At 70.3% G+C, this 8,691-nt stretch carries 8 protein-coding genes; 5 read left to right on the plus strand and 3 right to left on the minus strand.

Going from position 1 to position 8,691, the window contains the following annotated elements; all coding sequences use genetic code 11:
- Together P409_RS18720 and P409_RS18725 are read right to left on the minus strand one after the other, a co-directional pair.
- Positions 1 to 608, minus strand: a 608-nt coding sequence (locus tag P409_RS18720; protein WP_034841247.1) for an oxidoreductase, incomplete at its 3' end; no start/stop codon positions are given.
- Positions 609 to 886: 278 nt separating this feature from the next.
- On the minus strand, positions 887 to 1,561 hold the full coding sequence (locus P409_RS18725; protein ID WP_034841252.1) for a TetR/AcrR family transcriptional regulator: 675 nt from the start codon (positions 1,559 to 1,561) through the stop codon (positions 887 to 889).
- Between the two features lie 156 nt (positions 1,562 to 1,717).
- On the opposite strand from P409_RS18725, the gene P409_RS18730 reads away from it, so the two are divergent.
- Positions 1,718 to 2,920, plus strand: a complete 1,203-nt coding sequence (locus tag P409_RS18730) for a multidrug effflux MFS transporter (protein ID WP_034841257.1) — start codon at positions 1,718 to 1,720, stop codon at positions 2,918 to 2,920.
- 35 nt (positions 2,921 to 2,955) lie between these two features.
- Here the strand turns inward: P409_RS18730 and P409_RS18735 are convergent, their stop codons facing one another.
- A complete protein-coding gene (locus P409_RS18735) occupies positions 2,956 to 3,696 on the minus strand; it encodes an SDR family NAD(P)-dependent oxidoreductase (protein ID WP_034841262.1) in 741 nt (246 codons plus the stop codon).
- Between the two features lie 101 nt (positions 3,697 to 3,797).
- Here P409_RS18735 and P409_RS18740 point away from each other — a divergent pair, with 101 nt between their 5' ends.
- From P409_RS18740 to P409_RS18755, 4 genes are all read left to right on the plus strand, one after another.
- The gene (locus P409_RS18740; protein ID WP_034841266.1) at positions 3,798 to 4,409 is read left to right on the plus strand and encodes a TetR/AcrR family transcriptional regulator; all 612 of its coding nucleotides are present in this window, start codon (positions 3,798 to 3,800) and stop codon (positions 4,407 to 4,409) included.
- Between the two features lie 159 nt (positions 4,410 to 4,568).
- Complete coding sequence (locus tag P409_RS18745) at positions 4,569 to 5,129, plus strand: winged helix DNA-binding protein (RefSeq protein ID WP_081991617.1); 561 nt, start codon at positions 4,569 to 4,571, stop codon at positions 5,127 to 5,129.
- On the plus strand, positions 5,126 to 7,003 hold the full coding sequence (locus tag P409_RS18750; protein WP_238578720.1) for an ABC transporter ATP-binding protein: 1,878 nt from the start codon (positions 5,126 to 5,128) through the stop codon (positions 7,001 to 7,003). The genes P409_RS18745 and P409_RS18750 overlap by 4 nt, the downstream gene beginning before the upstream one ends.
- A gap of 32 nt (positions 7,004 to 7,035) precedes the next feature.
- Positions 7,036 to 8,562: an ABC transporter substrate-binding protein gene (locus P409_RS18755; RefSeq protein ID WP_202964718.1), complete on the plus strand. Its 1,527-nt coding sequence runs from the start codon at positions 7,036 to 7,038 to the stop codon at positions 8,560 to 8,562.
- Positions 8,563 to 8,691 lie beyond the last annotated feature (129 nt).

Here is an 8,691-nt window from a genome sequence, read left to right on the forward strand (position 1 = left end):
CAGCGGTCGTCGCGCCGGTTCGACAGCGGCGACAGGAAGCTGTGGAACAGATAGCCATGGGCCATGTGCAGCTCGATGGCGTCGAAGCCCAGCCGCACCGCGCGCCGGGCCGCTGCGACGAAGGCGGCTTTCACCCGCTCCAGCCCGGCCTCGTCCAGCGCCTCCGGCGTGTGCCAATTGGTATCGAAAGGCACGGCGGAGGGGGCGACGGTCGGCCAGGGATCCTGGTCGGGGCCGAGGGGGCGGCCGCCTTCCCAGGGGCGCTGGGTCGACGCCTTGCGGCCGGCATGGGCCAGCTGGATGCCGAAGCGGGTGCCGGGCAGGGCGACGGCGCGGGCCGCGGCCAGGGCGCGGGCGATCGACCGCTCATTGGCGTCGGAATAGAGGCCCAGGCAGCCATGGGTGATGCGGCCCCGGCGCTCGACGCCGGTCGCCTCCACCACCACCAGCGCGGCGCCGGACATGGCGAGGCTCATCCAATGCTGGATGTGCCAGTCGCTGGCGCAGCCGTCATCGGCGGAATACTGGCACATCGGCGCGATCACGAGCCGGTTGGGCAGCGTGATCGGGCCGAGAGCGAGCGGGGAGAAGAGAGCGGATGCGGTCATGGCGATCGCTCGATCGGTGACGGGAAGGGACGGGTGGTCGGCAGCGTCGGAGGGGATGTTATGTCAGATCTTTCGCTCCGCACCAGCCATCGGCGCAGGGCAGGCCTGAGGGGATGTGGGTTCTGAGAGGCGGCTTTGATTCATGTTGACGTCCCCCTGTTGTCATCCTCGGGCTTGACCCGAGGATCCAGGGGCGGCCAGAGCCGCTCTCGGTGGCCCCTGGATTGCCGGGTCAAGCCCGGCAATGACAGATGAGAAAGCCGCATTCGGCTGATGGATCAGTTCGGCCGCACCCCCCGCGCCGCCGCCGGGCCGAAGGCGCGCAGGAAGGTGCGCACGGCATTCAGGACCCCGGCATCGACCTCGTCCTCCGTCGGCCTGGTGCCCAGCATGTACGGTATGTGGAAATCGGCATGGATCAGGGCCAGGAACTGGCGCGCCGCCAGGTCCGGATCCTCGATTCTCAGATATCCGGCATGGGCCAGCCGGGCGAAGCGGGCGGCGATCGCGGCCCAGGCGGTGCCGGGCCCGTGCTCGCGCCACGCCGCGAACAGCCCGGGATAGCGCTCGCCCTCGGTCTGGATCAGCTTGCGCAGCGCGCCGCCGTCGCGGTTGTACAGGCAGTTGCGCACCAGCCGGCCGGCGAAGGCGGCCATCTCCGCCTCCAGATCGCGGGGGCGGTCGGGGAAGGTGGTCAGGGTCTGGAACAGTCCGGCGTTGCAGCGCTCGGTCATCTCCCTCACCACGGCGATGAACAGCGCCTCCTTGTCGCCATGGTGGTTGTAGATGGTCTGGCGCGACACCCCGGCCTCGGCCGCGATCAGGTCGATGCTGGCGCCGGCGAACCCGTCCCGGCAGAACACCGCCGTGGCCGCGTCCAGCACCGAGGCGTGCTTGGCGACCTGGCCGCGCCGGGGGGGCACCGGCCGCGCGATCTGTTCTGACTCCTGCATGCCCCCACTCTAAGGGGGCTTGACGATTTGGACAATACTGTCCAAAGTTTTGGACGGAGAGTCGCAGCGATCGCCCATAGAGACGACATGCGCTCCGCCCTCATCATCCGTCCGGACCATTTCCGTCCGCCGGCCTCCGAACCCGGAAGACCGCTCATGTCCTCGTCGCTGCTCCGCTACGCGATCGTGCTCGGCCTGCTCACCGCCATCGGGCCCTTCGCGATCGACATGTACCTGCCGGCGCTGCCGGAGATCGGCCGCAGCCTGGGGGCAGGGACCGAGGCGGTGCAGGCCAGCCTGATGGCGTTCTTCGTCTCGCTCGGCGTCGGCCAGCTGGTGTTCGGGCCGCTCTCCGACATGTTCGGGCGCAAGCTGCCGCTGTATCTCGGCCTCGCCGTCTTCGTCGCCGCCAGCATCGGCTGCGCCTTTGCCCCGGATATCGAGACGCTGGTCGCCTTCCGCTTCGTCCAGGGCCTCGGCGCCTGCGCCGGCATGGTGATCCCGCGCGCCGTGGTGCGCGACCTGCACACCGGCACCGAGGCGGCGCGGCTGATGTCGCTGCTGATGCTGGTGTTCAGCGTGTCGCCGATCCTGGCGCCGCTCGGCGGCAGTTTTGTGATCGAGGCGGCGGGCTGGCGCGGCGTGTTCTGGGTGGTGACGGTGCTGGCCGCGCTCGGCATCGTCATGCTGACGCTGTTCCTGACCGAGACGCGGCCGCGGCAGCACCGGGTGGACAGCAGCATCCTCGGCGCGCTGCGGGCATACCGGTCGCTGCTGACCGACTGGCAGTTCCTGGGGCTGACCTTCATCGGCGCCTTCGGCATCGCCAGCTTCTTCGCCTATCTCGCCAACTCCTCCTTCATCCTGATCGAGCATTACGGCCTGTCGCCGCGGCTCTACAGCGTGTTCTTCTCGATCAACGCCGTGTCCTTCATCGGCGTGTCGCAATGCACCGGCTGGCTGGCAGGGCGCTTCGGCCTGGGCCGGATCGTGCGGATCGCCGTCACCGGCTATGCCGCCGCCATGGTGGTGCTGCTGGCCGTGACCCTGGCCGGGGTCGACCAGCTGGCGGTATTGGCGGCGCTGCTGTTCGTCGGCTACGGCTTCCTCGGCCTCGTCATCCCCACGACCTCGGTGCTGGCGCTGGACAATCACGGTGCCGTCGCCGGCACCGCCTCGGCCCTGATGGGCACGCTGCAATTCGTCACCGGCGCCGTGGTGATCGCGGTGATCGGCCCGTTCTTCGACGGCACCTCGCTGCCGATGGTGGCGGGCATCACCGGCTGCGCCGTCATCGCCTTCGCCCTGGCCCAGGCGACGCTGGGCCGCGAGCGCCCGGCCGAGGTCCCGGCGCAGTAGAGACGGGGCCCGCCTTTCACGGGCGGGCCGCCCTCTTACGCATTCACGCCGCCGTCGACGGCGATCGACGCGCCGGTGACCCAGCGGCCGCCTTCGCCGGCCAGATGCGCGGCCATGGCGGCGATGTCGGACGCCTCGCCGTAATGGCCCAGCGCGATGTGCTGGCGCTGGCCGTCCGCATGCGGCCCGTCCGCCGGGTTCATGTCGGTGTCGGTCGGGCCGGGATGGATGATGTTGGCGGTGATGCCGCGCGGGCCCAGGTCTCGCGCCAGGCCGCGGGTCAGCCCGGTCAGCGCCGCCTTGGTCATGACGTAGAGCGTCATGTTCGCCCCGCCGGCATAATCGGCCAGGCACGACCCGATCGAGATGATGCGGCCGCCCTGGCCCATGCGCCGGGCCGCCGCCTGCGCCGCCAGGAAGCTGGAGCGGACATGGATCGCCAGGGTGCGGTCCAGCTCGTCCTCGCCGACCTCCTCGAACGGGCCGTAGGGGAAGACCCCGGCATTGTTGACCAGGATGTCGATCCGGCCCAGCTCCGCCACCGTCCGCTCCACCGCCGCCTGCACCGCGCGGCCGTCGGTGGCGTCGGCGGCGATCGCCAGGCCGCGCCGGCCCAGGGCCTCGATCCGCCCCACCACCGCAGTCGCCTTGTCGGGCGAGGCGGCGTAGGTCACCGCCACATCGGCGCCGTCCCGCGCCAGCCGCTCCGCGATCGCGGCGCCGATGCCGCGGCTGCCGCCGGTGACCAGCGCGACCTTTCCGGACAGTCCGGACATGGGTCTCTCCATTTATGTGTTGATTGGTACATAAATCCGTATCCAACTTGCCGGCGCCTGTCCAGCAGTTTATGTATTGGTCGACACAGAAAGGATCCGCGATGGCCGAACGGGGCCGTCCCCGCAGCTTCGACCGGGCCGCCGCGCTGCGCCGGGCGATGGAGATGTTCTGGGCGCGCGGCTATGACGGCGCGTCGATGACCGACCTCACCGCCGCCATGGGCATCAACTCGCCCAGCCTTTACGCCGCCTTCGGCTGCAAGGAGGCGCTGTTCCGCGAGGCGCTGGAGCTCTACGAGGCGGGCGAGGGTGGCACCGCGTCCCGGACGATGCAGCAGGCGCCGACGGCGCGGGCGGGGATCGAGGCGATGCTGCGCGAGAACGCGGCGGGCTACACCGCGCCGGACCGGCCGCCCGGCTGCATGATCGTACTGGCCTCGGCCGTCGGCATCCCGGCCAGCCCCGAGGTCCGGGAATACCTGCTGGACTCCAGCCGCCGGTCGGTGGCGAACGTCAAGGCACGGCTGGACCGCGGCGTGGCCGAGGGCGACGTGCCCAAGGGGGCCGATACGCAGGCCATCGCCACCTATTATGTCACCGTGCTGAACGGGCTGACGATCCAGGCACGCAACGGCGCCGGCTGCGCGGACCTGCAGGCGGTGGTCGACAGCGCCATGGCCGGCTGGGACGTGCTGGTGGCGCCGCGCAGCTGACGACTCCTTCTCGTCATCCCCGCGAAAGCGGGGATCTCATCACTTGCGGCGCGAGATTCCCGCTTTCGCGGGAATGACGGCAAGCGGGAGATCCGCGATTGACAGCACGTCGACGATATGTCGACATTTTGTCGTCAAATAAACTCCGGACAGGGTGGCATGGTGCGAGACGGAACGACGGGGGGCGCTCCCGCCGGCAGGGGCGGCAAGCCGCGCGGCGTCGGCGCCATCGTGTCCTCGGCCCATCTCGCCGCCGGTGCCTCGCCGGCCTTGTCCGAGCTCGAATTCGGCCTGATCCTCGCCTCCCACGCCTTCTCGCGCTGGATGGTCCGCTGCATGGCGGCGGCCGGCGTGCCCGGCCTGTCGGCGATGGAGGTGCTGATCCTGCATTCGGTGCGGCACCGCGACCGGGCCAAGACCCTGGCCGATCTCTGCCTCGTCCTCGACATCCAGGACACCCATGTCGCCACCTATGCGATCCGCAAGCTGGCGGCGGCCGGTCTGGTGGCCACCGGCCGGGCGGGCAAGGAGAAGCTGATCCGCATCACCGATGCCGGCCGCGCCGCCTGCGACCGCTATGCCGAGATCCGCGAGCGGCTGCTGGTCCGCGCCACCACCTCGACCGGCCCGGCGGAGGAGGCTCTGTCGCAGATCGGCGCCCAGTTGCGCGCCCTCTCGGGCTATTACGAACAGGCCGCCCGCGCGGCGACGACGCTGTGACCGGGGCCGCGACCCTCGACACGCTGCGTCCGGACGCGCCCGCAGACGGCGCCCTGCTGTCGGTGCGCAGCCTCTCGGTCGGCTTCGACACGCCGACGGGGCCCTTCGCCGCGGTGCAGTCGCTGAGCTTCGACCTGGCCCCCGGCCGGACGCTGGCCATCGTCGGCGAATCCGGCTCCGGCAAGTCGGTCACGGCGCTGTCGGTGATGCGGCTGGTGCGGCATGTCGGCGGCGCCATCACCGGCGGCTCGATCCGCTTCCGGCCGGGGGAGGGGGCGCCGGTTGACCTGGTGCAGGCGCCGGAGGACCGGCTGCGCGGGATCCGCGGCAACGACATCGCGATGATCTTCCAGGAGCCGATGACGTCGCTGAACCCGGTCTTCACCATCGGCAACCAGATCGTCGAGGCGCTGGTCCTGCACCAGCGGCTGAGCCTGCGCGAGGCGCGGCGGGAGGCCGAGGCGCTGCTGCGCCGGGTGCGGCTGCCGGATGCCGGGGCGATGCTGGGCCGCTACCCGCACCAGCTGTCGGGCGGCATGCGCCAGCGGGTGATGATCGCCATGGCGCTGTGCTGCCGGCCGCGCCTTTTGATCGCCGACGAGCCGACCACGGCGCTGGACGTCACCATCCAGGCCCAGATCCTGACCCTGATCCGCGAGCTGCAGCGCGACCTCGGCATGGCCGTGCTGTTCATCACCCACGACATGGGCGTGGTGGCGGAGATGGCGGACGAGGTGCTGGTGATGTGGCGCGGCCGCAAGGTCGAGCAGGCGCCGGTGCGCGACATCTTCCGGGCGCCGCAGCACCCCTACACCCGCTCGCTGCTGTCGGCGGTGCCGCGGCTGGGCAGCCTGGCGGGCGAGGACCTGCCGAAGCGCACGCCGCTGATCGTGCTGGACGGCGACACGCCGCGCAGCGTCGGTGAGACCCGGGTGCAGGACACCGCCGACACCGCGGCGCCGCTGCTGTCGGTCGACCGGCTGACCACGCGCTTCGACGTGAAGAAGACCGTCTTCGGCCGCGTCACCCATCGCGTCCATGCGGTGGAGGAGGTCAGCTTCGACCTCTATCCCGGCGAGACGCTGGCACTGGTCGGGGAGTCGGGCAGCGGCAAGTCGACTATCGGCAAGACCCTGCAGCAGCTGGTGGCGCCGACCTCGGGCGCCATCCGCTTCGAGGGCCAGGACGTGCTGGCGATGGGGGCGGCGGAGCGGCGGCGGCTGCGCCAGAAGATCCAGTATGTGTTCCAGGATCCCTTCGCCGCGCTCGACCCGCGCAAAACCGTCGGCTTCTCGATCGCCGAGCCGATCGTCACCCATGGGCTGGCGGAGGGCCGGGCCGCGGTGACGAGGCGGGTGCATGAGCTGATGGAGCGGGTGGGGCTGCCGGCAGCGCGGGCCGGCCGCTACCCGCACGAGTTCTCCGGCGGCCAGCGCCAGCGCATCTGCATCGCCCGCGCCCTGGCCAGCGATCCGAAGCTGATCATCGCCGACGAATCCGTCTCCGCCCTCGACGTCTCGATCCAGGCCCAGATCGTCGACCTGCTGATGGAGCTGCAGGCGCAGCAGCGCCTGTCCTATCTGTTCATCACCCACGACATGGCGGTGGTGGAGAAGGTCAGCCACCGGGTCGCGGTGCTGTATCTCGGCCAAATCGTCGAGATCGGGCCGCGCCGGGCGGTGTTCGAGACGCCGCGGCATCCGTACACGAAACGGCTGCTGGCGGCGGTGCCGGTGGCCGATCCGGAGCGGGCGGCGCAGCGCCCGGCGCTGGAGGGCGAGATCCCGAGCCCGGTGCGCGCCGTCGGCGACGAGCCGACGATCCACCGGCTGCTTCCGGTCGGGCCCAACCATTTCGCGGCGGTCGAGGCATGAGCCGCCATCACAACAAGACAGGGAAGGCGATGATGAGGAACACCATCGGCAGGCACGCTCTCGGACTGGCCCTGGCGGCGGCGCTGCTGCCGGCCGCGGCGTCGCAGGCCCAGGCGGCGGGGACGCTGACCGTGGCGCTGCGGCAGGACCCCGGCAGCTGGGACCCGATCGACACCTTCCTCGTCGCCTGGGGCTCGGTCGGCAGCCAGATCTTCGACGGGCTGGTGATGCGCGGGCCGGACCTCAAGCTGGTGCCCGGCCTGGCGACGAGCTGGGAGTTCCTGGACGATGCCAACCGCATCCGCTTCCACCTGCGCGAGGGCGTGACCTTCCAGAACGGCGAGCCCTTCGACGCCGCCGCGGTGAAGTTCACCTTCGACCGGCTGCTCGGCGCCGAGGGCGCCAAGGGGCCGCAGCAGTCGAACTACAATTCGATCGACCATGTCGCGGTGGTCGACGACCACACGGTCGATTTCGTGATGAAGCGGCCGGACCCGGTGCTGCTGACCAAGCTGGCCGGCTACGGTGCCATGATCGTGCCGCCGAAATACCTGGCCGAGAAGGGCGACGACGCCTTCAACAGCGCGCCGATCGGCACCGGCCCGTTCAAGGTCGTGGCCTATGAGCCGAAGGTCAGCCTGACGCTGGAGGCCAACCCGAATTACTGGGGCGGGGCGCCGAAGATCGACAAGCTGGTCTACCGCTTCATCGCCGAATCCTCGACCCGGGTGGCCGAGCTGCAGGCCGGCCGCGTCGACGTCGCGACCCAGGTCGAGGTCGCCCAGGTGCCGGTAATCGAGCAGGACCCGAAGCTGCAGATCGTCAGCGTGCCGGGCCCCACCGTCTACGCCATGCGCTTCAACACCAAGGACCCGCTGACGTCGAAGGAGGCGGTGCGCAAGGCGATCATCATGGCGGTGGACCGCGACACCATCGTCAAGACCGTGCTGGCCGGCCAGGCCGAGCCGATCGTCAGCTTCCAGAGCCGGCTGTCCTTCGGCTATCCGCCCGAGCTCAAGCCGCTGCCCTTCGACCCGGCCGGCGCCAAGGCCCTCCTGGCCCAGGCCGGGGTGCGGCCGGGCACGCCGTTGCAGCTCGACTTCCGCGGCGACAACGCCACCCTGCGCGAGGTGCTGCAGGCGGTGGCGGGCTACCTGCAGATGGTCGGCTTCAAGGCGACGCTGAAGCCCTATGAGAGCAATGTCTTCCTCAACGACATCGTGCCGAACGGCAAGACCGGCGCGCTGTTCCAGGAGGGCTGGGGCGGCTGGACCTTCGACTACGACAACACCGCCTATCTGATGTACCACACCGGCGAGAAGTGGAACCCGTACGACAGCATCCCCGAGCTGGACGCGATGCTGGAGGCGCAGCGCAAGACCTACGACCCGGCCGAGCGCGAGAAGACGCTGCAGGCGGTCGCCGGCTATGTCGCCGACAAGGCGATGGAGCTGCCGCTGTACAACTCGAACACCATCTACGGCGTCAGCAAGCGGGTGCAGAACGCGCAGCTGCCCTCCGACGAGCGGATGCGCTTCGTCGACGCGACGGTGGAGTGATGGTGCCGACGTCCAGCGAGCGACTTCCTCTCTTAGTCCCCCCTCCCCTCGCGGGAGGGGGGCAGGGGGAGGGGAGGCGTGCCGCAAGAACCGCGGTTGCTCTTCCGTTCTCCTCGATCGACAACCCCC

The sequence above is a fragment of the Inquilinus limosus MP06 genome (assembly GCF_000767795.1).
GTDB lineage: Bacteria > Pseudomonadota > Alphaproteobacteria > DSM-16000 > Inquilinaceae > Inquilinus > Inquilinus limosus_E.

Excerpts from the sequence above, each read along its gene's own strand:
- P409_RS18725 (WP_034841252.1), bottom strand. The coding sequence starts at position 1,561 with ATGCAGGAGTCAGAACAGATCGCGCGGCCGGTGCCCCCCCGGCGCGGC.
- P409_RS18730 (WP_034841257.1), top strand. The coding sequence starts at position 1,718 with ATGTCCTCGTCGCTGCTCCGCTACGCGATCGTGCTCGGCCTGCTCACC.
- P409_RS18735 (WP_034841262.1), bottom strand. The coding sequence starts at position 3,696 with ATGTCCGGACTGTCCGGAAAGGTCGCGCTGGTCACCGGCGGCAGCCGC.
- P409_RS18740 (WP_034841266.1), top strand. The coding sequence starts at position 3,798 with ATGGCCGAACGGGGCCGTCCCCGCAGCTTCGACCGGGCCGCCGCGCTG.
- P409_RS18745 (WP_081991617.1), top strand. The coding sequence starts at position 4,569 with ATGGTGCGAGACGGAACGACGGGGGGCGCTCCCGCCGGCAGGGGCGGC.
- P409_RS18755 (WP_202964718.1), top strand. The coding sequence starts at position 7,036 with ATGAGGAACACCATCGGCAGGCACGCTCTCGGACTGGCCCTGGCGGCG.